The organism is Ensifer sp. GW823-FHT05D09 (assembly GCF_058795755.1).
Window position 1 is genome coordinate 267,396 of record NZ_JBXAIA010000003.1, and the last position, 23,623, is coordinate 291,018.

Genomic DNA, 23,623 nt, shown 5'->3' on the forward strand with positions numbered 1-23,623 from the left:
CCCGCGCTTTCACGTTCAGCGGAACGCCACGGCGAAATCCGTCTCATAGGCCGGGTCGTCGATCCGGCCCTCGGCCACCAGCACGGCGCCGAGCCGGCCGATCTCGTCGGAGCTTTTCGCTGCCTGGCCGTTGCCGCCGGTCACCACAGCGATGCGGTCGCTGCCGGCAAAGCCGATATAGGGAAAACCATGGCGGGTGAACGACGTCACGCAGGGTCTGAAATGCGTCGAAGCCGGCTTGAAGCCGGGCATCACCTCGGCAAGCAGCCCGCCCATGTGCGCAGCCGCCCCGGCGCCAGCGCTGCCGCGGAACCAGGCACGCACCGCGGGCTCGCTGTCGAGCACGCGATCGGTCGGGTCGCCGCCGATCTTGATGTAGTGCTTGCCGTCGGCGTAAGCGACCGGCGGCAGCAGATAGTAGCTCTTTTCCTGCTCCGGTGCCGCGCCGATCAGCGATGGCATGTGGTCATAGGTCGAAAGATCGCCGGCTGCGACCTCCGCAAAAAATACGGTACGCGCCTTGACGACAAGGTCGATCGGCCGGGGAAGAAGCGTGTCGGAAAGAGAGAACCCGCCCGCAGCAACGATCACCCGCCCAGCACCGAGCGTGGCGCCATCCACGGTCGTGATGACGACGCGGTCGCCGGCCTCGGATACCGAGGCCACTTCGCTGCGCACGATCCGTGCGCCGGCCTTTTCCGCGCAGATCGTTTGCGCCAGCACCAACGCGCGCGGATTGATGTATCCGGCCCCTTGCGCCTCGTGAATGCCGGCAAAACCTTCGGGAAAACGGAACCAGGGAAAGCGTTCGGAAAGTGCGCCCTGCTCGAGAAGCGGCGCCTCGACGCCAAGCGTGTCGCGCGCCTTGGCCACCTTCTCGATATAGTCGTAGCTGCCGCCCGGCGCCGGCCCGGCGATCAGGCAGCCGACTTCGGCATAGAAGTCGACGCCACTTTGAGCGGCGATCTCGTCGTAACGGTCGATGGAACGCTTGGCGAGCCGCGCCCAGACCGGATCGTCGTCGATCGTGCGTGTGATGCGGGCATTGTCGTAGTGGCTGGAAAAGACGCCGCCGTGATTGGCCCAGTCGCCGGGCTCGTCCGGCCCGACCAGGGCCACCCGAGCGCCCGAGAGCGCCAGGTGCCGCGCTGCCGCCGCCCCCATCATGCCTTTGCCGACAACGATGAAATCAAAGCTTTCCGACATGTCCGTCCTCACCATTTCGATCAGGTCTGGATAGCATGCCGGCGCAGATATGGCACTGCGGTTGCATTACGTTTTGAAGGTCGCCGGAACGCGAGACCTGTCCGGCTGGAGCACCCGCCACCGCTTGAAGACAGCCGGCGGTTGATGCTCGGTATTCGACGGAAACAATGCCCCTGAACCGAGGCCCTTCCTCGTGCCGGCGTCGGCCGATGCGAGGAGGTCATGCTGCACGCTTCAATCGATGAAGCGTGCTTTGCGCGCACGATCAGGCGCGCCCTACGATCGGCATCGATCAGTCGATGATGCTCTGAACCTTGCCGCAGTAACGCTTGGAAACCGGGTTCATGCGCTTGGCACCATGGCCGGCATTGTACTTCAGGACCGTGCCGCAGGTGGTTCCGCCGGAAAGCTCATGCGCCATGGCGAGATACTTCATGCCGAACTTGATGTTCGTTTCCGGATCGTAGAGACCGCTGGAGGAGCCGGAGTAGCCCATCATGCGTGCCGTTGCGGGCTTGATCTGCATCAGGCCGATTTCACCGGCGCTGCCGCGAGCCTTCGGGTTGAAGTTGCTTTCGACCTTGACGATCGCATGGGCCAGATCGATCGGAACGCCGTACTGCTTGGCATAGGACTGGATCAGGATGGTGTACTGCGTGCCCTGTGCGAGCTGTGGGTTCGGGTAGCCTGTCGTCCGTGTAACTGACTTGAGGGATGAGGTCTTGATGGTCTTGTCGACGTTCCCCGCATACGACGTACCAATCCCGGCGAAGAACATGCCAAGGCATGCCGCCACCGCAGCAACAGACGATATTCTCATGTAGCTTGAAGTCTCCGGTCTGGGGAATGGACAGCACGGCGCACCCCGCCGTTCGAGCCTCACTTCCCGATCGTTTCATTGACAGGAAGGACCGTGTTGCCCTTGCGTTTCCTGCAGTTTCAATGAGCGGCAAATGAATGCCGCATCATGGTAAACATGTGGCAACGCAGCAAATTTGTGCGGAAATGACCGGAAAAGCTAATTTAGAACGCAAAAATTTTGCGCGTCAGGCACCAAACTGAGGTAGCGCCTGGAGCAGTCGATGCAACGTATCGAGCGTCGAGATATCGGCGATGCCGTCGACCCGTTGCTGACGAAAATGCCGCTGGAACGCAGCAACGGTTCCCTCGGTTTTGTCACAGAAATCGCCAGTGACTTCAACGCCGTAACCATAGAGCGACAGCATCGACTGTATCGCCTCGACCGGCTGTCCGCGGTCGCCGCGCTGGAAAAAGCGACCGCCGCCGATCGGCGCCGGCTCGACCCAGTGCCCGACGCCCTCGCGGTGCAGCTGATGCCACGGAAATTTTTCGCCCGGGTCAACCTTGCGAATCGGGGCGATATCGCTGTGTGCCAGCACCCGCTCAGGGGCAATCGACCACCGTTCGCCACAGTCCCGACACAATTCGGCGACCGCCGCGATCTGCTTTTCGGGGAATTCGGGAAGCCCGCCGGGGTGACCGGCATTGGCGATCTCGATGCCGATCGAGCTGGAATTGATGTCCGTCTCGCCCTTCCACACGCTTTTCCCCGCGTGCCAGGCCCTCCGCGCCTCCGGCACCAGCTGGTCGACACGGCCGTCCTCATGAACGAAATAGTGGCTGGAAACCTGGCTTTCCTCGCGACACAGCCATTCGAGCGCAGATTTCGCCGTCGGCATGCCGGTATAATGAAGCACGATGATATCGGGCAGCCTGCCGTCCGCACGGTCGCCGAAATTGGGCGACGGCATGAAGCGGGCACCCGAGTAGTCGCAGTATTTCGACGTCATGCGGCGCGGCGTTCTCTCTCGATCGCCTCGTAGGCGGCATTGAGCGCGGCCATGCGATCATTGGCGATCGCGTGGAACTCTTGTGGCACGCCGCGTGCAACCAGCCTGTCGGGATGGTTCTCCGACACCAGCACGCGGTAATGCTTGCGGATCTTGGCGAAATCGTCCTTGGGCGAAACGCCGAGAACGAGATAAGGGTCGCGGCCGTCGCTATGGACGTGACGCGCCATGATCTGTTCGAAGTGCGCTTCGTCCATCTTGAAGATCTCGGCAACCCGCATCAGGAACGCCATTTCCTTCTCATGCACTGCGCCGTCGGACTTGGCGATGTGGAACAGGCCGTCGATGATGTCTTCCAGGATCGGGCAATTGTTTTCGCAGGACGAGCAGAGCGACGCCATCTTCTCGGCATAGGCTTCGAAACCGGCAACGTCCTGGCGCGCGAGATTATAGAGACGGGCAACGTTCTGCGCCTGATCGGCGGGAAACTCGAAGATATCGCGAAAGGCCGAGACCTCCGCCTCCGTCACCACGCCATCAGCCTTCGCCATCTTGGCCGAAAGCGCGATCATCGCCACGGAGAAAGCCACCTTGCGCCGCGTTTCGGGGTCGCCTTCGAACAGGGTGCGCACGGCCTCGACCACACCGGCAAGCGCGTTGCCCGTGGCGGTGACGATCTTGAGGAGGCTATCCCAGAATGACATGCACGATTTTCCTGTCTCTCCAGCCTATAGCATGGACTATTGTGGTGGCAAATTGCAAGCGGTGGCCTGCGGCGAACCACGGGAATGACGAATTTGTGATGGCCCCTCACTATTGTCAATCCGTTTGAGTAACGTTGCGATAGCGCAAGGGTTCCCGCCTGTTCCCTGGGGAACACACCTGCGGCGGCGGATAAACGCCTGAGCCCCTGCCCCGCACCGTATTGACGCTGGCGTCGTTGCCCCGTCCCCTTCCCTTGCGCGACATCATGTCCACGGCGGAAATGGAGACGAATGCGGCGAAACCTGCGCGCTTGCCGACAGGACATCCACAGAGCCGTCATTTAACTTCCATCCGTTTTGCGCTAGAGAGGCCCCACCAATTGCGTGCCGAATCCCGAGGAGGAAACATGGCCAAGAAGAAAGTCGCAATGCTGACGGCGGGCGGGCTCGCGCCCTGTCTGTCATCCGCCGTTGGCGGCCTGATCGAGCGCTACACCGACATCGCGCCCGACTACGAGCTGGTGGCCTATCGCTCCGGCTACCAGGGCGTCCTGCTTGGCGACCGCATCGAGATCACCAGGGACATGCGCGAGAACGCGCACATCCTCCACCGCCACGGCGGTTCGCCGATCGGCAACAGCCGCGTCAAGCTCACCAATGCTGCCGACTGCGTCAAGCGCGGCCTGGTCAAGGAAGGTGAAAACCCGTTGCGCGTCGCCGCCGAACGGCTTGCCGCCGACGGCATCTCTATCCTGCACACGATCGGTGGTGACGATACCAACACCACCGCCGCAGACCTTGCCGCCTATCTTGGCGCCAACGGCTACAACCTGACGGTCGTCGGTCTGCCGAAGACGGTCGACAACGACGTGGTGCCGATCCGCCAGACGCTCGGCGCCTGGACGGCCGCCGAATACGGCGCTCGCTTCTTCGATCATGTCAGCAACGAACAGAGTGCCGCCCCGCGCACGCTCGTCGTCCATGAAGTCATGGGCCGCCACTGCGGCTGGCTGACGGCAGCAACCGCGCGCTCCTACGTCCAGATGACAGAGGACAAGCAGTTCGTCGACGGCTTCATGATGAACAGGCAGCTGAAGAACATCGACGGTCTCTACCTGCCCGAGATCAAGTTCGACCTTGAGGCAGAAGCCGAGCGCCTGCGCGGTGTCATGAACCGTTCGGGCTTTGTCACGCTGTTCGTCAGCGAAGGCGCCTGCCTCGACGCGATCGTCGCCGAGCGGGAAGCCGCCGGCGAAACCGTCAAGCGCGATGCCTTCGGCCACGTGAAGATCGACACCATCAATGTCGGCAACTGGTTCACCAAGCAGTTTGCCGCCCTTCTCGGCGCCGAACGCTCCATGGTGCAGAAGTCGGGCTATTACGCCCGCTCGGCACCGGCAAACGGCGACGACCTGCGGCTGATCCAGAGCATGGTCGATCTCGCCGTCGAAAGCGCACTCAACAAGGTCTCCGGCGTTACCGGCCACGACGAAGACCAGGCAGGCAAGCTCAGAACAATCGAATTCCCGCGCATCAAGGGCGGCAAGCACTTCGACACCTCGACCAAGTGGTTCGGCGACGTCATGGACGTCATCGGCCAGAAGTGGCAGGCGGAAGACTAGTGCATCCTGTCTTCAAGTGGAATCACTTGAGGGCAGAAAGATGCTCTAGAATTAAAGTGCTGGAGCGTCCTTTGTGCGTTCATATGAACGCACGGCGCTCCAGGAACGAAGCGCCCGACGCCGACCATCGGCTTCGGGCGACTGCCTATTGGCAAGCCGAGCCTCTCGATTGGCAGTTGACGGCTCCGCGCCTTGGTGGCTCCCTCCAGAGATCAGTCTCGGAGAGCCCTCAAGCGCGGAGCCTTTTTCATGTCGTTCGAACATTGGTTTGCCTTTGCCGCCGCCTCGGCAGTGCTGCTCGCCATCCCCGGCCCGACCATATTGCTCGTCATCTCCTATGCGCTCGGTCACGGCCGCAAGACGGCGGGCGCGACCGTTGCCGGGGTCGCACTCGGCGATTTTACCGCCATGACCGCGTCGATGCTCGGCCTCGGCGCGCTGCTTGCCACCTCGGCTGCGATCTTCACCGTATTGAAGTGGGTGGGGGCCGCCTACCTCGTCTGGCTCGGCATCCAGCTCTGGCGGGCACCGGTTGCCGGCAATGACGGCACGGGTGGTGAGGCACCCGCCAGGGAACGGCCGCTGCGCATCTTCCTGCATGCCTACGCGGTCACGGCACTCAATCCCAAGAGCATCGTCTTCTTCGTCGCCTTCCTGCCGCAGTTCCTCGATCTGTCGCAGCCACTCTTTACCCAGATGGCGATTTTCGAGGTGACGTTCCTGACCCTCGCCATCCTCAATGCCAGCCTTTATGCCGCACTCGCGACCGCCGCCAAGAGCACCATTTCCAAGCCGAATATCCGGCGCATCGTCAACCGTACAGGCGGTTCGCTGCTCATCGGCGCCGGGCTTCTGACGGCAGCCATGAAGCGGGCATCGGCCTGAAATTCGCCCCTGCGCTTGCTGCCGGCCGCCCCATGGGTTAATGGAGATTCACGCATGGCGGCTGGCAGCCGTTGATTTGCAGGGGCTGCGGGGCCCAGAAGCACGAAAGTGACAGCATGGCGAAATTCCGTATTTCCCTTTCAAAACAGACGTTTGGCGTGGCAGCTATTCTGTCGGCGACACTCGTCTCGGGGTGCTCCACTGTCGAGCATACCTCGGTGGAAGAGCTTACGGCCGTGCAGACGGTCACCCCGCTGGCAAAGCCCGGCACGGAAATGACGGCCTATGCCCTGCCGACGCCCGATGGCGCGGCAACCGCGGCGGCCGCCGCCCTGTCGGCACAGACGGCCGGCATGGCAACCACCTATCCCGTCGGCACCGACCTCGCGCAGGCTGCCGGTCCGGCACCGGCAGTCGTGGCCGTCCCCGGCAGCAAGCCGGGTGAAGCCCAGGCTGTCGCCATGGCGACGCCGGTTGCAGCTTCGGCCGATGCCACGGCATTGCCGGAAACCGCATCTGCCCTTGTCTCGCCGAAGACGAGCCGCGTTCAAGATCTTCCCGTTTCGACCCTTGCGGTGGCTGCCGCGATGGAATCGGACTTCGACACCGGCGAACCCGTCGGCCTCGAAACGCTCGTTGCCAACCGCATGATCGTTCCGACGGAAAAGCCGAAGATGGGTGTGATCGGTTCGAGCGTCGCCGCCGTTGCGAGCGTCATTCCCGAATCGCTGAAGCTGACCAACGCGCCGTCCAGCTCGCGTCCGGACCTGGACAAGCTCATCAAGCACTACGCCGATCTCAACGACATTCCGGTCGAGCTTGTGCACCGCGTCGTCAAGCGCGAGAGCAACTACAATCCGCGCGCCTACAGCAAGGGCAATTACGGCCTGATGCAGATCCGCTACAACACCGCCAAGGGACTCGGCTACGAAGGCCCGGCCGAGGGCCTGTTCGATGCGGAAACCAATCTGATGTATGCGACGAAGTACCTGCACGGCGCCTGGATGGTTGCCGACAACAAGCACGACGGCGCGGTCAAGCTCTATGCCAGCGGCTACTACTACCACGCCAAACGCAAGGGCCTGCTCGACGATCTCGGCATGAAGTAAGCAAGCCCGATCGTTTCGACAAAAAGGTTCAGGAGGCGCTCAATCGAGCGCCTCTATTATTTTGGCGTTGAGTTTTTGCACGTCATAGCCGCCACGCGATGGCGTCAGCCCCAGGCGCACGACCGCAAGCTTGAGCGACGGCACCAGCATGATCGCCTGCCCGTCATGTCCGAGCATCCAGAAGGCATCCGCCGGAAAGACACCGGTGCCGGCGCGGACTCCGTTCTCCTGAAGCCACACCTGACCTGCACCATACTCGCCGCCAGAGGCTTTGGTCGGCGTCCGCATGAAGGCGACATAATCTCCAGGCAACAGCGCCCTGCCCTTCCAGGTGCCGTCCTGAAGCAGGAACTGCGCGAAACGCGCCCAGTCGCGCGCCGTTGCATACATGTAGGATGAGCCGACAAAGGTGCCGCTGGCATCGGTCTCGAGCACCGCGCTCGTCATGCCGAGCGGCAGGAACAGGGCATCGCGCGGATAGGCGAGTGCAGCGGCAGGATCGCCGAAGCTCCGCATCCACAGCCGCGACAACAGTGTGCTGGTGCCGCTCGAATAGCTGAAGGTCGAGCCCGGCTCGGATGTCGCCGGTTTGCCCGCGGCAAAGCCGGCCATATCCCGTTCGAGATAGAGCATGCGCGTCACGTCGCTGACATTGCCATAGCCCTCGTTGAATTCCAGGCCGCTCTCCATGCCCATCAGGTCGGCAAGCCTGATCTTCGCGCGCGCATCGCCGCTCCACTCCGGCAGGAGGCCCGCGCGCGTCAAATCCATGCGCCCCTCGGCGACGCGCATGCCGATCAGCGCTGATGTCACCGATTTGGTCATCGACCAGCCGAGAAGCGGCGTCGAGCGATCGAAGCCCGCGGCATAGGTCTCGGCAATCAGATGTCCATCGCGCACCACCGCGACCGCACGCACGCCGGGACCGGCGAGATTGGCATCCTCGATCAGTGCCTGAACGGCCGGGTCGATATCGGCCTTGTCGCCGTCCGGCCAGGAGATGTCGACAGACCGTGCGATATCAGGGACAGGCGGATCTGCGGTCGCAACAGGGGCCGCGAGATCGTCTGCGTCGACGTTGGCGCAACCAAGCCCCGGGCGGTAGGCGGCAAGCGCCGGTGCGGCAAAGCCAAAGATGCGGGCAGAGACCAACCGCTTGTCGCGGTCCACCGAGACGGTGATGAACTTCAGCAGCGGATGGCCTGGCGCCTGCACGTCGTCGGCCAGCACCGCCTGTCCGTCACGTCCGGCGATGAAGACATTCGAGCAGACGATCTTAGCGGCGTATCCATCGCCGACCTTCAGCAGTTCCGGCGGCGCGACGGCCAGCCATCCGCCGACGCCGGCAATGGCGACGACGACCGCGGTCCCGACAGTCTTCAATAGGCGTGCCATCGCATCCTCCCGTCTGACGCCGGAGAGAAGCAGCATTTGACCGAAAGGAAAAGCCCTTGCGTCGTGCTTCGGATTGTTGGCTGCCGTCCGGCTATGCCAGCTGGCGGGCGTCGCCGTCGCTAGCACCATGCAACAGCGGCGGAAGATCCCGTGCCGGCAACGCCGGTGATATCCATGGACCCCAGGCCTCCACCGCGCCTGCGGTGCGGGCGCAATCCATTTCGCTTTCCCTGGCGATGCCGCGCACCGCCATCGGCAGCCGCAGAACCTGCCCCATCTTGACCAGGCAGGCGAGCAGGGCGACGCTACGTTCGCTGCCATGGATGTCGCGGATCGCCGGCAGGTCCACCGTCAGTTGGTCCGGCTGAAGTTCGCCGACAAGGTTGAGCGGCAGCGAGGCCGCAGCGCCGCCGCTCAGCGCCACGCGCACCCCGAGCGCGCGCAGGCCATGCAGGTTTTCGCCGATCAACATCATGTCACCGGTCGACAGCGCTTCCGACACCTCGATCGTCAGCCGGCCGGGCGCCAGCCCGGCCTCATCCAGACATGTCTTCACATGGCTGAGGAAATCGCGATCTCGCAGTTGAAGCGCGAAGGGTGCCACCGTCAGGGCCACTGGAGACGGCCAGTTCGCCGCCTGCCGGCAAGACTGCCGCAACGCCCAGTTGCCGACCGTCAACGCAAGTGTTCCCTGCTCCAACGGCTCCGCAAAGGCTTCGGTGCCGATGACGCCGCGGATCGGGTGCGACCAGCGCAGCAAGACTTCGAAGCCCCGGATGACGCCGCTCGCAGTGCCGGCGATTGGCATGTATTCCAGGAAAAACTCCCGCTGGGAGACTGCACGGGCAAGGTCGCGCTCGGCCTCGGCGCGCATTTCGGCGGCTTGCGCGAGATGCGGCGCATAGAAGACGTGGCTGTTGCCACGCATTTCCTTGGCTTCGTAGAGCGCGAGATCCGCCCGTTTCAAGACCGCGCCGGTCGACAGATCGCCCTGTTCCAGGAACGTGACGCCGATGCTGCAACCAGAAGCCGCCTGACCATCGACCAGATCGAAGGGCGCATCGAACAGCGCCTTCACCCGGCCGGCAAGGGTCGTGACCTCGGCATCCGACGGAGAACCCGGACCAAGCAGTACGAACTCGTCGCCACCGAGGCGATAGACCGTCGCCTCGCCGGCGAAGGCTCGCCTCAGCCGCAGGCCGATACCGCTCAGCAGCCGGTCGCCCGCATCATGGCCCATGGTGTCGTTGACCGCCTTGAACCGGTCGAGATCGATCAGCAGCAGCGGCCGGCGCTCGAACGGCGCACCATCAGAGCGCAGAGCGCGCAACACGTCTGCCTCCAGTGCGGAGCGGTTTTCAAGCCCGGTCAACCGATCGCGATGAACCTCGTTGCGCAGCCGCCGCTCGGCGCGGCGCGCGGCCTTGAGCTCGCGTTCCAACCGTCGTGAATAGGACCAGCGGTAGAAGGAGGCTCCAGCGACGAAGGGCATGACGCCCGCCGCGAGCGCTCCGGAAAAGTTCCAATGGGTGAAGGATCCATCCGAAAAAAACGTTTCCGTGGTCAACCAGATCGCCGGAAACAAAGCCCCCAATGCCGTGCCGGCAGCCGCAAATCGCTGCTCGGGCTTCGGCAGAAACGTTCTTAACATCATGTCGACGCCCCCCGAATATGAGAAGGAGCTAGCACGCCAGGGTTTAATGAATTCTTATGGGTGAAAAATCGTAGTCAGCTATTTTTGTGCAGTGCGGGAGCTGTGAAAAACCCCGTCATCAAAGTGTAGCGGAGTCACTTTAGAAGCGGCTAAGTTTCAACTGGATGAGCGGCAGAGATGACCGAACTTGCCCCTGATGTCGGCTTTGGCAGAAACAATCCGAAGCTGAAAAACGCCCTCCTGCAACACAAGACCTTCTCGCTTGCTGGCCTCTCCGAGCGCCTGTTCGGCCTGCTCTTCTCCGGCCTCGTCTATCCACAGATCTGGGAAGACCCTATCGTCGACATGGAAGCCATGCAGCTTCGCCCGGGGCACCGCATCGTCACCATTGGCTCCGGCGGTTGCAACATGCTGACCTATCTCTCGGCCGGCCCCAGCCGCATCGACGTCGTCGATCTCAACCCACACCACATCGCGCTCAACCGATTGAAGCTTGCCGCCTTCCGCCACCTGCCTGGTCATAAGGACGTCGTGCGGTTCCTGGCGACGCAGGGCACCCAATCGAACGTCCAGGCATTCGATCTGTTCATCGCCCCGAAGGTCGACCAGGCGACCCGAAGCTACTGGAACGGCCGCAGCGTCAGCGGGCGTCGACGCATCGGCGTCTTCGGCCGCAACATCTATCGCACCGGCCTGCTCGGCCGCTTCATCGCTGCCAGCCACATCCTGGCACGTCTGCACGGCGTCAACCCGGAAGAGTTCGTCCAGGCACGCTCCATGCGCGAGCAGCGCCAGTTTTTCGATACACGGCTGGCGCCTTTGTTCGAGCGTCCGTTCATCCGCTGGATCACCAGCCAGAAAAGCTCGCTGTTCGGCCTTGGCATCCCGCCGCAGCAATTCGACGAACTGGCAAGCCTCAGCGCCGACAAGTCGCTGGCCGCCGTGCTTCGCCATCGCCTTGAAAAGCTGACGTGCCATTTTCCGCTCAGGGAAAACTACTTCGCCTGGCAGGCCTTCGCGAGACGCTATCCCCTGCCGCATGAGGGCGACCTTCCGGCCTACCTGCACACCGATAACTATGAGACGATCCGCAACCGCGCCGAGGACGTTCAGGTCCATCATGCCAGCTTCACCGAGCTTCTGGCGAAGAAGCCGGCCGCATCGGTCGACCGCTACGTCCTGCTCGACGCGCAGGACTGGATGAACGACCAGCGGTTGAACGACCTGTGGACCGAGATCACCCGCACCGCTGCTGCAGACGCGACCGTCATCTTCCGCACTGCTGCCGAAGACAGCATCCTCACCGGCCGTCTCTCGCCGGCACTGATGGAGCAGTGGCACTATGATGCCGAGACATCGCTGAAGCTCGGCAACGCCGATCGCTCGGCCATCTATGGCGGCTTCCACATCTACAGGAAGAAGGCATGAGCGAGGTGCACCAGAGCGAGATCAGCCATCAGCGGCGCATGGACCACATGTACCGCTACCAGAGGCACGTCTACGATCTGACGCGCAAATACTATCTTTTCGGCCGCGACACGCTGATCCGCGAGCTGAACGTGGAGCCCGGCGCCTCCGTTCTCGAAGTCGGGTGCGGCACGGGACGCAACCTCGCGCTGATCGGCACATGCTTTCCGAGAGCCCGGCTCTTCGGTCTCGACATCTCCGCCGAGATGCTCGCCTCGGCCGCAGCCAAGCTCAGCCGCCGCGGCAGATCCCCCGCCATGCTGCGTGTGGCCGACGCGACCAGCTTCGAGCCGCGGTCGTTCGGCGAAGTCGGCTTCGACCGGATCGTCATCTCCTATTCCCTGTCGATGATACCGGACTGGCAGGGTGCGATCGACGCGGCAATTGCCGCGCTCAACCCCGGCGGCTCGCTGCATATCGCCGATTTCGGCCAGCAGGAACGGCTGCCGGAAAGCTTCCGCCGCCTGCTGCGCGGCTGGCTCAAACGTTTCCATGTGACGCCGCGCGAAACGCTGTTCGAGGTGCTGGCAGAGCGCGCCAGGCGCAACGGCGCACAGCTCGAGCGCCGGGCCATCGGTCGTGGTTATGCCTGGCTTGCAGTCTACCACCGCCCTTCGGCCGCGGCATTATCGCCCGACACATCGCATGAGAATAAAGGTCATTGGGAAACCTTGGCTTTCTCCTAAAACAAGCCAATTCAAATGCGAGTAGCCGACGCAACCTTTGCAAACGCAATGACTTAGCGACACATCTGATGCTAGTCGCAGCCGAAGCCACCGTCAACGTTCTCAGAGGAGAGTGATCGATTAGTATTGCGCCAAGCTGTTGCCGCAGGTCAGCGCTCTCAATGTCGTCGCCCAGCTGAAAACAGCTGAGGATTGTAGCGTTGAAGCAATTGCCATTTCCTGCCGCCTGAACGAGCATATTCGGTAAGGCTGGAGGAAATGCAATGAAGCTTAAAACTGTCAGGGTGACAAATTACCGAAGCATAAAAGATACAGGCGTCATCGATATCGAGCGTCAAAAAACGATACTGGTTGGACCGAATGAAGCTGGTAAGTCCGCAATCCTCCAAGCCATCCAGCATCTGAAGCGGCCCGAGGGTGTTCCAAAGCTCGATGCGTTAAGAGACTATCCCAGGTCGCTGTACAACGACATCACGCGCGGCAAGGTGAAACCCAGCCTTTCAAAGGTGGTGACGGCAACATTCTCGTTGGAAGAGGAAGATCGGGACGCCCTTCCACAAAGCTTCAGGGACAAGGTCAATACATACACATTAACCAGGTATCTCGATAACAGCGCCACGCACAGCTGTGACCTGAGCACGTCCGGAACTACCCTCTCGCAAATCCGCAAAGACCTTGATCGCCTTGCGGCACACGTGGATGCGCGCCTCTCTACTGATGCCGGAGCCGACACGACGAAAACGGCGACCGATTTAGAAGCGGCACTTGATGGTATTTCCGCCAACTACTACCTCAGTAAAGAGAGCCGCGCAAAAATTAGGTTATGGCTGAAGAAGCAAATCAGCCATATCGACGCCGGATCAACTATAGAAGAGCGATATGACGCAATCGTCGCTGCCCTCGACGCCGCCGATGGAGCTGACGAGGTTCTCACGACCCTAGATCAACGCGTGCCCGTTTTCGTTCTGTCGAACAACTACTTCCGTGTTCGGCCCCGTATCCACCTAGCACACCTCCATCAGCGCGTTTCACAGAAACTGATGGATGACGAGAAATATGACTACGGCAACCTCTGCTTACTCAAACTCCTTGGTTTCGATGCGCAGGAGTTAGCGAAAGCCGGTACGGTCACAGACGATCAGCGTAGAGACGCCAGCGAAAGCAATCTGTCAGCAATCGAACGACGTGCCGACGAGCGTCAGTATCAGTTGGATGCGGCAAGTGCCAGACTTACTGAGGAAATCAGGTCGATCTGGAATCCAAATCCTGATCGTGCTGAAGCAGATCGCCTACGCGTCCTTGCTGATGGTCAATATCTCAAAGTCGTTGTCGAAGATGATCTTGGTGTGTCGGTTGAATTGGATCAAAGGTCAGAAGGTTTTCAGTGGCTTGTGTCATTCTTTGTCGTCTTTTTTGCCGAGGCTGAAGACAACTATGAGAATGCAATCCTCCTGCTCGATGAACCTGGAGTTAGCCTTCATGCCTTAAAGCAGCGTGAATTCCAGAAAACCATCACCCGATTGTCAGAAAACAATCAGACGATTTTCACTACGCATTCGCCATTCCTGGTTGGCAGCGACGAACTCGATCTCGTGCGTGTAGTTGAAATGACCGACCGGAAAGTTGGAACCAAGGTCCACACGACCGTGACGTCTAACGATCCAGCCGGACTGCTTCCGTTACAGGAGGCTCTTGGATATGATCTCGCTCAAAGCCTCTTTACGAAAAAAAAGAACTTCATCTTGGAGGGGCTGACCGACTATTGGTATATCGACGCCGTTTCAAACCTATTGAACGTAGCTGGGAAAGTTCACCTCGATCCGAAGGTCGCACTTATTCCCGCAGGAACCGCTAGCAAAATAACATATTTCGCCACGATCCTTCACGCTCACAACCTTAAGGTTGCCGCCCTGCTAGATTCCGACCGTGCTGGGGACGACGTTGCCAAGCAAGAAGTTCTGGTCCACACGTTGAAACAGAAGGCGATCCTGAGAACGAAGGATTTCCTTAAAAATCCCGTCGAAAAGTCAGAAATCGAGGACCTGCTACGAGAGACGCTAGTTGAAGTGGTCAGGTCTGAGTTCGAGATCGACGTAAAAGCGGTTTTTGAGAAGCAATCCGATAAACCAGCTGTCGATATCCTCGCGAAGGAAATAAGGGACTTCAGCAAGTACAAACTTGCGAAAGCCTTCCTCCGCTGGAGCAGGGATCACGACGCATCGCACCTTTCGCAAACAGAGGTGGAGCAATTTGAAAAGCTATTTGCTGCGGTCAATAAGGCGCTGTCCTGACCTTTTGCGTGACGCCGTCCAGCTCGACAGCGTCACGCAATTTTTCATCGGGTCTCAATCGAGACTTAAGCCGCTGTCTTCTTTTTCCCAATCGTCCCATTCATGAGTTCGCTGACTCTCTGAGAATCAAGGACTCCGAGTTCGAACAATTCCTTGCCCAGAGCGACCAGGGCATCTTGTTCCTTTTCCAGAATTTCTTTTGCTCTGCTGAACTCCTTGGCAAGCTTCGCGTCGATCCTTCCCCTCAACTCCGGATCACTCCGTCGCAGATTTTCCAAGGCATCGTCATCTGTTGCCCCACAATGACGGTATGATGCCCCCATTCCCAGTGTCGTTTCCATCATTGTGGCCAGCCTCGTTGCTCTTGCAAGATCAGACGACGGACCAGCACCCGCGCCGTCGTAGGTTTCACCGAAAACGAGTTCTTCGGCTGCCAGACCTGCCAAGGTCATCGCGATCTGGTTGTCGTAGTTGGCTCGTCCCCGGTGCGCGATGATGGGCATCTCGAAATAGGCAGCCCCTGCCTGATTGCTGGCACCTTTACCGAGGCAAATTTGCTCGACCACGCGAGTACCAACATATTTCCCGACACCGAGCTTGATCCCGACCAGAGTGTGCCCGGATTCGTGAATGGCATTTGCGTACCGGTGATCATCGGTCAAACGGAAGACTTCAGGCAATCCTTCCAGCAAATCATCGACCGTGACCGTTCGCTTTTCCCGACGTGCGATGCGCCGGGCGTTGCGAGCAGCTTGGGCCAGGTCGGCACCGGACATTCCTTGTGTCGGAACGACCAGCTTGTGCAGTTCATCAACCGGAATACAGAAATCTACATGTTGCGACAGAATCCCTACACGGTCGGCCGCATCTGGCAACGGGATGACCACGTGTCGCTCCAAACGTCCCGACCGAACAACGGCAGGGTCGATCCTGTCATAGTGATTTGTGGCACCCATAACGATGATGCCTTCTCTCCCACCCACACCGTCCAACAGCTCCAAGAAGGCGTTGACGACCTGGATCGAATAATCGGAATTGTCATTCTTGAACTTCTGCCGGTCGCCGATTGAGTCCAACTCGTCGACGAACAGAATGGACGGCGAAGCTTCCCTTGCTGCCGAGAAGTCGGCTCTCATAGCCTTCAGCAAGTCTCCCAAATGCCCCCTTGATTGCCACTGGCCGAGTGACGTTGCGATCAGTCTCACGCCACACTGTTTCGCTACGGCCTGAGCAAAGATGCTTTTGCCCACGCCAGGAGCGCCGCTCAGAACAATGCCACGGTCAACGTCATCCCAATCAATGTTGCCGTTGCGCCAGTCAGCCAAGTCCTGTGCGAGCTGCATTCCCCAAGCCTTCGCGTCGCCATAGCCGAACATGTCTGTCAGAGCAGGAACCTCCCGAGCCGGTCTACGCGTTGGCGTATCGTCTTCATCCGGCCGTACTGCTGCCAGGCGTTCCAAAACCGTCGAGATAGGCCGACCAGGACGCAACGCCGCCCACAAGAGCCGTTCGGGATAAGACATAGCCTGTTGCGCCGCCTGAACAGTCACTCTGATCCCCAGAACAACCCGACAGGCGATCTGCAAATCTCGGTGGTTCACTGGAGGAATGTCAGCAACGACGTCTGCCCCGATACCGATTTCGGCCGGAATCGACGCGCCATGCTCGACGACGATGATGGCTCTTCGCTTCTTCAGGCAATCATCCCGGAAATCGTTCAGCGTCTTCGACAGCTTGTCGCCCTTCAGGACGTACATGAAGCCTCGATCATCGCGCCGGAAGTCGTCATCCGGAAACAGTTCATCTAGAATGGCTGTACCATAACGCGCGGGTACGTGGTTTTCGGGCGTGATTAACACCAAAATCCCCTCGCCACCTTTGGCAAACACAGGGTGGGATTTCAGGGCTCTCTTCATAGAGCACAACAACGCGCAGTCTTCTGCGGATTTCGCAACCTTCGATTTTCTCTTGAACATAATAACCTCGGAGCAGCCCAGCTGCTTTCGAAACCGGAGGTCAGCCGCGACGGCGGCGGACGGTGGATTCGGGTCCGATCAACGCTTCGTCCAGATCAATCTCGATGAAGCGGTTGAGAACCATGGACGCCAGGCCTGCTATTGGCCGGGTCTCTCGAAACACCGATAGGCATTCGGCTAGCGTGAGGGTTCCGTGTTCGTCCAAAGCGGCCAGAAGCCGTACGCGATCCTCCAGACCCGCCTGGAACTTTCCATATCGAAGAAGGTCTTTTGCGTTTTTCAGCCGGATCGCGGGCAGATCAGGGCGGCGCACCGCTTCATACTTATGACCACTCTGATAGACCGCCTCCGCGATCCACGATGGCGTATCATCGGTGATCGCATCGATCACAACGAGATGATCATCAACTCGGGCTACGAGGTCAGGTCGATAGGTATCGCATCCATTGACGAACGACAGCGACTGGCATCGCCATTCAGTAACGACGTCATCAACGTCGAGGAGGCAAGCCACATCTCTGGCGAACTGGCTGCGAAAGATCACAGGGCCATCACATCGGATTGTAGCTGAAGGGTAGAAAATCTGGCCCTGGGATACTGTCTTCCAGGATTGAGAAGACGACGGTTCAACACTCATCTGAACTACTCACGTAAACGCGTGGGAACGGCCTCCAATCGGAGGCAGCGATCAAGGCGTTATTCGTAGTAGGTGTAGCGCGAGTTTCGTCATGAATGGAACAAATAAAGAACAAAATATCGAATGTCAACGGGTGTTCATCCGGCTATCGCCGTTTACCAAGCGTTTCACCGCGCCCAAGGCAGTAAGTTCACGCTGCCTGAAAACACTCGACTTCCTCTGCGGAAGCGTCAAATAGACGGACACGTTCACCGTCATTATCGATTTCGGCAGATACAAACCCGCTTAGGATGTCAGCACGGAAGATAGCCGCCGTAATTCTGCCCGTCCGATACGAACCGGTATCGATGGCAATGCGATTGGAGTGAACTTCCGGCAGTTCCGACGGCGTTATCGAATGGCCGTGAACGATCATTTTCTCAAATGGTAACGTGTGATCGAGAAACCCTTTCCTGATCCACATCAGGTCGTGCGCTAATTGCTCCGACAACGGCACCTCCGGATCAACTCCGGCATGAACGAAGAAATGGTTTTCGGTCTCGAAATGCGAAACGGCATTCTCGAATAAGGTGACGTGTCTGGGCCTTACGCGCCGAAGTACCTTTCCTGCGGCGACCAGGTCACCGTCGTCCAAACCGTAGGATTCCAATGTGTTCATGCCCCCTTGAGCAAACCACCGGTCTTCTTCGTCTCTCGCTAATGAAAGATTGGCGAGGTTACGCATATAGAAGTCATGATTCCCAAGGACCATCACAGAGTCTGGGAACGTCTCGATGATCCTGCAGACCTGATTTACCGCCGGAAGCGAATCCGGCCCCCGGTCGATAATGTCGCCAAGGAAAACGAACTGTGCGTCTTCCGGGGAGAACTCGTTTTCGAGGTGTTGCAACAGAAGTTTCAGGACATGAGCCATCCCATGGATGTCGCCGACAGCTATCAAGGTCTTCTTGTTCATATCGACGATGCCACTGTTTTTACAGGATGCAGGAACTGTTGTTGTTTCATATACTTGGTATCACAATACGTCATTAACAAGCACAGGCTTGACGGCGAGATCAGTCACGCCAGGATGAGCTTGAGACCGTTCAGCACTGTCGCCATTTCCCGGGCCTGATACCGCGTCGTGACATTGAACGTTACAGCGAAACCCTTGCCGTCCACTGTCGGGGTCCAGCGCCCCGAAGCCGCGACGCGGCGCAATTCCTCCTTATCCTCCAGGTAACGGTCCCACCTGCGACGGGTAAGTTCCGGATGCAGGGTCAAGACGAGGCAGAAAGCGGAGGGGTCGACCGAGACCGCCATCGCGAGCTTGCGGTTGCTCGTGAAAATCTGAAATTCGGCACCGGCATCGTCCGGGACTTTAAATGCCGGGCATACCTCTTTCAAACGCGAACGGAAGCATTCCCAAAGGGTGGCGACATCAGCTCTGTCATGCGCGTTCTCTGTAACCTCGACATCGCTCCGAGCGCCAGACCCGATCTGAGGTGCATTGAAGTACATCGATCTGAATCCAGGCCTCTCTGGGTTGACAGCGTCGGCAACCAGATTTCCTTCGACGATGCGCAGTGCCAGATCGCCCTGGCTGATACCAAGATGCTTGGCATACGAAAAAAACGTCATCATCCCGCGCCTGGGCTCTCGCTCAACTGATTCTGTCACTTTCCGGATCAAGCTGGTTACGGCTCGGGCCGAGACCCGGCCACCGCGTTTTCCATCGACCGGCAATCCATGGAATTCCTTGACCTTGCCTGCCTTGACCAGCACGCGGAATTCGTGACCGGGAAGCCCTGCAATATCCCATGTGTCGGTCGACGGGATCAAATCCTCGACGGCGTCCTTCAGCGTTCGAAACGTGTCCTCGTTGAACGACAAGGCATCGCCGTTCCATTTTGCATCCGGCAAGAGACCGAGTTGCTGCACGAACTTGCTCACCCCTTTTGGAGGCAAGCCAAGTTCCCGAGCGGCTTCCAACAGCGTCCGTTCACATCGCTCCGAGGGCCGGTACCGCACGAACTTGCGTCCCAAGGTGCCGACCTTGGCAAATTCTTCGAACAACACCGTCTCGATGTACGATCTCAAACGGCTACACGGGCGGTTACGCCAATAGCCCGAAAAGCCTGGCAACGACGCATGGAAGCCATTGCGCAAGGCCTCCGCAGGCACTTTGGCTACGAGCCAGTCCCGGATACATTCACGCAAGTCACCTTCTTCAAGCTCAAGGATCGAGAAACCGTATTCGACATCAACTGCCGATGGCAGACCAAGCTTTGCGGGGTTATCACTTTGCATCCACCGGCTAAAGAAGGTTGCGCCATCGATAATATCGAAGAGATCGTATCCTGCGAGCGAACCGCTTTCTCGCTCACCCGAAGTCAGCCGGAAGAGAATGAAGGAATGGAGGCGGAGAGAGGCCCCCTCGGTCTGTGTCACACTTACCTTCGGGAGGGGGTAACCCTGAGGTGAATTATCGAAGTGCGGCCAGTTCCAGTTCAAGCGATGGCCTTGCACATCCGTCGCCAAGAGAACCTCGTGAACGGGACATGCGTGGAGATCGACGATATCCCACCAGACACGGTGAAAACGGCTTTCGCAAAGACACTTCGGGCAGAAGCGCCTTGTTTGGAACGAGACCTGTTTTTGCCGCAGGCGTTCATGCCCCAGCGAATAGAACCCTTCTCTCAGAATGGGCGTAGCGTACCTCAAACGGTCCTTGTACATCTGATCGAGTGGTAATTTCTCCAATGAGTGCAAGAGCTGCTCCGGATTGATGTTACGCCCATCAAGGCCGATCTCGTTTGCGTAAACCCGAAGGCTGTCATGGCCTTCGTCCGCAACTTCACGAGCGAAATAGCTATAGGACGGTTCACCAATTTCCGGCTTCAATCGCCACCGGGAGAATGGACGCGCAAGCTTGAAATCCAAACTCATTTCTTGGCTCCAATCTCGAAATAGCGATAGGAACGATCCGGATGCGCCGGGACCAGCCTCCGTGAGGCATCTCGCAGATGTTCGCGCATGATCTGAGCCGAACCATCGTCGATTGCGAAATAGGATGCCTGCTGAATGAGGTTTACCAAGCGCCCAATCAGACCGCCGCTGAAGCGATGGAGATCGTCAGAAATGCTCTTTTCGATGAAATTCGAAGGTTGCGCGAATGGCAGGCGGTCCTCAATGGCCAGCAACAGGTTCCGGAAGTTCTTCCTTTCGTCGTGCTTCGAAAATGCACGCAGGTGCTCATAGACAAAGCCTCGGCCTGACAACGTCGGCGTTGCGTCAATCGTGTCGAGAATGCTGTCTTCTCCCACCAGCAAAACGCTGGCCAGTTTTTGGTCCGCAACCATCTTCACGAAACTGATGAAATTTCGCCGGTCCGTCTGGTTGCGACCATCGTACATGAAATGGGCATCATCGATGATCAGAAGCTGGGTCTTTGCAGCCGCCAGGCGAAGCAGCGTCGCATCGACCACCAGCTTATGCTTGACCGTCAAGGAACGGGCACCGGTCGCGATGCAGATGCGGTCAGCCAATGACGGCAATTTCATTTCATCCGAAGCCTGGACGTATACGACCGGGTAGAACTCGCCTTCATCGTCGTAGAAAGGTGGATTCTGCGACACGAAGTAATTGCAGATCACCGTCTTCCCGACGCGGGATTCGCCAAGAAGTCCACCAATTCGCCCGGCTGAAGGGTTGCCGCCTTCTACCGGTACGTGGAACTTCCTGATGAATTTGATCCCGTCACGAAACTGCGGATACGGTACCAGCATCGTTTCCATCAATGCTTGCCGGACACTGGCCGACTGCTTCGACGCTTCGACCCGTTCCTCTGCCGTCATCGGCTTGCTGTTACGCCTGTGCTCCATAAGCAATCCTCTCAGAAATCAGGTTTGTCAAAATCCGGATCACGGTCGTCGCGCTGGCCCGGATTAGGTTCGTTCTCTTGGCTTCCCCGTCCCACCGGCTCATCGTCACCCGTGGCGCTGTCATTGCTGGCAGGAGTGGTCGGTACCTCCTGATTGCCGTCCCTAGGCTCGGGCATCCGGCTACGACGGTTGTCGCTCAATTTCACCGCAGGTGTCGCGACCTCGGGGCTGAAGTAGTCGATGTGCGTGTCGACGGCTTCGTCAGGTGTCAGTTCCACGATCCTGGACAGCCGGGCCTTGGCCGCATCCGAACGGATGAATTTCGCCAATGCTTTTGCGGGGTCGTATTTCCGATGGCGCTTGTGGAATTCCATCATTCGCAGTTCCAGATCGCGACGGGCCTTCATCAAGCCCTTGCTGTCCGTCACTTTGCCAATCGTCGCCTTGTGGTGCTTAATGGCCTTCTGATGTTCGAAGAGTGTCAGGCCACTCGCGTACTTGGCGTCCCGATCAATTACAGGCACCTTGATCACGACGTTCCGATACGGGTCGTTGACATAGAGAAAACCGACCTCGTTCGGATCGCGTGTTACCTGGTAGGTGGTGCCTTTGTGCTTGCCTTTGCCATCCCGGTGGTTCGGGTGCTGCTTCAGCGCATGCAGTTCTGGTGACCAGTAATGCAGATAGTCCAGTCGGATGCCGTCTCGCTGCACGGTCACCCCATCGGTGTAACCGACGATGCGGGTGAAGACGTCCGGGTTGATCGGAGCACGCGTGGGTGATCCGATGATACCCCGGTCCCAGCGATCACAAGGATAATCTTCGAGCGTGATCAGCGGCCCCAGACCAGCCTTCAGGCTGCGATTGTGAATCTCAGCGAAATAGTGCGCCAGAAACCCGTGCAGTTCGTCCAGTCGCAACTGTGGAACGGCCTTCTCCTTCTCATCGTCGAATTCGTCACGCTCCTTAGGTGATCCGGCTGTAGAACCTGGCAGACGATGGATGAGATGCTTGTTCAGGATGGAGAACAAGCGCTCGGTTGCCCCCTTTTCCCACGGATGCCCGGGCCGGTACTCGATCAGGGTGAAACCCAGTTCGCGGGCGGCACTGCGGATATCGTTCCCGATCAAGTGCATGTCATTGTCGACACCGATCCGGAACGGAATCCCGAACCACGGCCAGGTCACCCCTTCAGGCAGGGTCGCCGGGTCCTTGGGGAAAGCCGCATGTTTCAGACCAGCGATAAAGCTGGTGATCGATGGCGCACCGAAGGTGATATAGAAGCCCAACACGATACCGGAGTGGCGATCACGAAACACCAGGATGTTCGGACGGCCAAAGGCAAAGCGTGACGTCGGATCAAAGACGAAAACATCCAGTGTGGTGTAGTCGACATCGACGACATCGAGCGGATGATCTGGCAGTGCCAAACGCATTTTCGCCGAACTCAGGCGAGCAGCTGCATCTGCACCGTGGCCGAGATAGATTTTGCTGTAGGGATCGGCGTTTTCCAGGATGCGTTGGTAATGCCGGTCCGAGCATTTTCGAAACTCGGCAATTACATCATGGAACTCTGCACCTTCTGCGGTCAGGGCTTCCATCGCCGCTTTGATGGTGAGATAAGTTCTCTCCGGATCGCTGAGGGCGATGATGAGAGCCTCCCGCAAAGCCTCATAGAAGCGCACGCTCTTACGTTTACTGGTGTTTCCGGGGTTACGCTTTGGGGCCATCTTGGCAATAGGATCATCGGTCCGGACCCGAGCCTTCCTGATCCACCGGTACATCGTTGCATCAGAGGGACACGTGTCCTCTTGCCTCATTTTTGCAACTTCGGCCTTGGCAATTCGCAAGGCAACCGTTGTCTCTTTGAAGCCGTACTGCTCCTCCACGATCTTGAAATAGAAATCGATATATTCCTTGGCGCGATGAGCACGTTCACGCTGATTGATCGTCAGGTTCAGTGCATTTTGCGGCTGACCAGCGTCCGGCTGCAGGCTGAAACTCATTGCCCGGCCTTGCCCCACCAGCCAGAAGTATTGGTGCGCAGTCATCGGAAACGGCGTCGCGTACTGGAACTCGTGGAACAGCATTGTTTTCGGCATTCCAGGACCGGAATTCTGCCAGCCTTTGAATTCATAGACGGAGAACGTCCGTTTATCGGCCAGGTACAGGGCAATGCGCTCGCCCATGGCGATCCCAGGAAGCTGAGAGTCGTATTGATCGACCGGCGTTTCCGGCAGATTGAAATCGCGAGGTGACAGGATCGCTGTCGCCTTGGCCAAGAGAAACTCAAATTTTTCGGACGCAATCGACATCG

The 23,623-nt window shown here is 59.0% G+C and carries 18 protein-coding genes; 6 read left to right on the plus strand and 12 right to left on the minus strand.

The genetic code is table 11. The features are described 5' to 3' along the window. Positions 1 to 15: 15 nt before the first annotated feature. From AC1Q80_RS11665 to AC1Q80_RS11680, 4 genes are all read right to left on the minus strand, one after another. Entirely contained in the window at positions 16 to 1,206 is a 1,191-nt protein-coding gene (locus AC1Q80_RS11665; protein WP_492360521.1) for an NAD(P)/FAD-dependent oxidoreductase, read from the minus strand. Between the two features lie 292 nt (positions 1,207 to 1,498). Continuing rightward, positions 1,499 to 2,026, minus strand: a complete 528-nt coding sequence (locus AC1Q80_RS11670) for a lytic transglycosylase domain-containing protein (RefSeq protein ID WP_492360522.1) — start codon at positions 2,024 to 2,026, stop codon at positions 1,499 to 1,501. 226 nt (positions 2,027 to 2,252) lie between these two features. Beyond that, a complete protein-coding gene (locus AC1Q80_RS11675) occupies positions 2,253 to 3,017 on the minus strand; it encodes an N-acetylmuramoyl-L-alanine amidase (protein ID WP_173420617.1) in 765 nt (254 codons plus the stop codon). Then, positions 3,014 to 3,721, minus strand: a complete 708-nt coding sequence (locus AC1Q80_RS11680; RefSeq protein ID WP_492360523.1) for a TerB family tellurite resistance protein — start codon at positions 3,719 to 3,721, stop codon at positions 3,014 to 3,016. Before AC1Q80_RS11680 ends, AC1Q80_RS11675 begins: the two co-directional genes overlap by 4 nt. A gap of 407 nt (positions 3,722 to 4,128) precedes the next feature. Here AC1Q80_RS11680 and AC1Q80_RS11685 point away from each other — a divergent pair, with 407 nt between their 5' ends. From AC1Q80_RS11685 to AC1Q80_RS11695, 3 genes are all read left to right on the plus strand, one after another. Further along, positions 4,129 to 5,343, plus strand: a complete 1,215-nt coding sequence (locus AC1Q80_RS11685) for a pyrophosphate--fructose-6-phosphate 1-phosphotransferase (RefSeq protein WP_173420619.1) — start codon at positions 4,129 to 4,131, stop codon at positions 5,341 to 5,343. A 249-nt stretch (positions 5,344 to 5,592) separates the two neighbouring features. Continuing rightward, positions 5,593 to 6,228: a LysE family translocator gene (locus tag AC1Q80_RS11690; RefSeq protein WP_492360524.1), complete on the plus strand. Its 636-nt coding sequence runs from the start codon at positions 5,593 to 5,595 to the stop codon at positions 6,226 to 6,228. Between the two features lie 116 nt (positions 6,229 to 6,344). Then, a complete protein-coding gene (locus AC1Q80_RS11695) occupies positions 6,345 to 7,337 on the plus strand; it encodes a lytic transglycosylase domain-containing protein (RefSeq protein ID WP_209790700.1) in 993 nt (330 codons plus the stop codon). A gap of 39 nt (positions 7,338 to 7,376) precedes the next feature. Here AC1Q80_RS11695 and AC1Q80_RS11700 read toward each other — a convergent pair whose 3' ends face one another. Together AC1Q80_RS11700 and AC1Q80_RS11705 are read right to left on the minus strand one after the other, a co-directional pair. Continuing rightward, on the minus strand, positions 7,377 to 8,732 hold the full coding sequence (locus tag AC1Q80_RS11700; protein ID WP_492360525.1) for a serine hydrolase domain-containing protein: 1,356 nt from the start codon (positions 8,730 to 8,732) through the stop codon (positions 7,377 to 7,379). A 91-nt stretch (positions 8,733 to 8,823) separates the two neighbouring features. Continuing rightward, a complete protein-coding gene (locus AC1Q80_RS11705) occupies positions 8,824 to 10,386 on the minus strand; it encodes a putative bifunctional diguanylate cyclase/phosphodiesterase (RefSeq protein ID WP_492360526.1) in 1,563 nt (520 codons plus the stop codon). Positions 10,387 to 10,563: 177 nt separating this feature from the next. Between AC1Q80_RS11705 and AC1Q80_RS11710 the strand changes: the two genes are divergently transcribed. The 3 genes from AC1Q80_RS11710 (at position 10,564) to AC1Q80_RS11720 (ending at position 14,830) form a co-directional block, all read left to right on the plus strand. Then, positions 10,564 to 11,814, plus strand: coding sequence for a BtaA family protein (locus AC1Q80_RS11710; protein WP_492360527.1), 1,251 nt, complete (start codon positions 10,564 to 10,566; stop codon positions 11,812 to 11,814). Further along, entirely contained in the window at positions 11,811 to 12,539 is a 729-nt protein-coding gene (locus AC1Q80_RS11715; RefSeq protein WP_492360528.1) for a class I SAM-dependent methyltransferase, read from the plus strand. Before AC1Q80_RS11710 ends, AC1Q80_RS11715 begins: the two co-directional genes overlap by 4 nt. Positions 12,540 to 12,802: 263 nt before the next feature. Then, positions 12,803 to 14,830: an AAA family ATPase gene (locus AC1Q80_RS11720; RefSeq protein WP_492360529.1), complete on the plus strand. Its 2,028-nt coding sequence runs from the start codon at positions 12,803 to 12,805 to the stop codon at positions 14,828 to 14,830. Between the two features lie 65 nt (positions 14,831 to 14,895). On the opposite strand, the gene AC1Q80_RS11725 is transcribed toward AC1Q80_RS11720, so the two are convergent. The 6 genes from AC1Q80_RS11725 to AC1Q80_RS11750 form a co-directional block, all read right to left on the minus strand. Next, positions 14,896 to 16,806, minus strand: a complete 1,911-nt coding sequence (locus tag AC1Q80_RS11725; RefSeq protein ID WP_492360530.1) for an AAA family ATPase — start codon at positions 16,804 to 16,806, stop codon at positions 14,896 to 14,898. A gap of 40 nt (positions 16,807 to 16,846) precedes the next feature. After that, positions 16,847 to 17,443 carry a hypothetical protein gene (locus AC1Q80_RS11730; RefSeq protein WP_492360531.1) on the minus strand — a complete coding sequence of 199 codons (597 nt, stop codon included), beginning with the start codon at positions 17,441 to 17,443 and terminating at the stop codon, positions 16,847 to 16,849. 190 nt (positions 17,444 to 17,633) lie between these two features. Beyond that, a complete protein-coding gene (locus AC1Q80_RS11735) occupies positions 17,634 to 18,398 on the minus strand; it encodes a metallophosphoesterase family protein (RefSeq protein ID WP_492360532.1) in 765 nt (254 codons plus the stop codon). 104 nt (positions 18,399 to 18,502) lie between these two features. Further along, positions 18,503 to 20,371 carry a TniQ family protein gene (locus AC1Q80_RS11740; protein ID WP_492360533.1) on the minus strand — a complete coding sequence of 623 codons (1,869 nt, stop codon included), beginning with the start codon at positions 20,369 to 20,371 and terminating at the stop codon, positions 18,503 to 18,505. Then, on the minus strand, positions 20,368 to 21,306 hold the full coding sequence (locus AC1Q80_RS11745) for a TniB family NTP-binding protein (protein WP_492360534.1): 939 nt from the start codon (positions 21,304 to 21,306) through the stop codon (positions 20,368 to 20,370). The genes AC1Q80_RS11740 and AC1Q80_RS11745 overlap by 4 nt, the downstream gene beginning before the upstream one ends. Positions 21,307 to 21,317: 11 nt before the next feature. Beyond that, positions 21,318 to 23,621, minus strand: coding sequence for a TnsB C-terminal domain-containing protein (locus AC1Q80_RS11750; RefSeq protein WP_492360535.1), 2,304 nt, complete (start codon positions 23,619 to 23,621; stop codon positions 21,318 to 21,320). Between the last annotated feature and the right edge of the window lie 2 nt (positions 23,622 to 23,623).

Coding starts and splice junctions, on each gene's coding strand:
- AC1Q80_RS11665 (WP_492360521.1), bottom strand. CDS start 1,206: ATGTCGGAAAGCTTTGATTTCATCGTTGTCGGCAAAGGCATGATGGGG.
- AC1Q80_RS11670 (WP_492360522.1), bottom strand. CDS start 2,026: ATGAGAATATCGTCTGTTGCTGCGGTGGCGGCATGCCTTGGCATGTTC.
- AC1Q80_RS11675 (WP_173420617.1), bottom strand. CDS start 3,017: ATGACGTCGAAATACTGCGACTACTCGGGTGCCCGCTTCATGCCGTCG.
- AC1Q80_RS11680 (WP_492360523.1), bottom strand. CDS start 3,721: ATGTCATTCTGGGATAGCCTCCTCAAGATCGTCACCGCCACGGGCAAC.
- AC1Q80_RS11685 (WP_173420619.1), top strand. CDS start 4,129: ATGGCCAAGAAGAAAGTCGCAATGCTGACGGCGGGCGGGCTCGCGCCC.
- AC1Q80_RS11690 (WP_492360524.1), top strand. CDS start 5,593: ATGTCGTTCGAACATTGGTTTGCCTTTGCCGCCGCCTCGGCAGTGCTG.
- AC1Q80_RS11695 (WP_209790700.1), top strand. CDS start 6,345: ATGGCGAAATTCCGTATTTCCCTTTCAAAACAGACGTTTGGCGTGGCA.
- AC1Q80_RS11700 (WP_492360525.1), bottom strand. CDS start 8,732: ATGGCACGCCTATTGAAGACTGTCGGGACCGCGGTCGTCGTCGCCATT.
- AC1Q80_RS11705 (WP_492360526.1), bottom strand. CDS start 10,386: ATGATGTTAAGAACGTTTCTGCCGAAGCCCGAGCAGCGATTTGCGGCT.
- AC1Q80_RS11710 (WP_492360527.1), top strand. CDS start 10,564: ATGACCGAACTTGCCCCTGATGTCGGCTTTGGCAGAAACAATCCGAAG.
- AC1Q80_RS11715 (WP_492360528.1), top strand. CDS start 11,811: ATGAGCGAGGTGCACCAGAGCGAGATCAGCCATCAGCGGCGCATGGAC.
- AC1Q80_RS11720 (WP_492360529.1), top strand. CDS start 12,803: ATGAAGCTTAAAACTGTCAGGGTGACAAATTACCGAAGCATAAAAGAT.
- AC1Q80_RS11725 (WP_492360530.1), bottom strand. CDS start 16,806: ATGTTCAAGAGAAAATCGAAGGTTGCGAAATCCGCAGAAGACTGCGCG.
- AC1Q80_RS11730 (WP_492360531.1), bottom strand. CDS start 17,443: ATGAGTGTTGAACCGTCGTCTTCTCAATCCTGGAAGACAGTATCCCAG.
- AC1Q80_RS11735 (WP_492360532.1), bottom strand. CDS start 18,398: ATGAACAAGAAGACCTTGATAGCTGTCGGCGACATCCATGGGATGGCT.
- AC1Q80_RS11740 (WP_492360533.1), bottom strand. CDS start 20,371: ATGAGTTTGGATTTCAAGCTTGCGCGTCCATTCTCCCGGTGGCGATTG.
- AC1Q80_RS11745 (WP_492360534.1), bottom strand. CDS start 21,306: ATGGAGCACAGGCGTAACAGCAAGCCGATGACGGCAGAGGAACGGGTC.
- AC1Q80_RS11750 (WP_492360535.1), bottom strand. CDS start 23,621: ATGTCGATTGCGTCCGAAAAATTTGAGTTTCTCTTGGCCAAGGCGACA.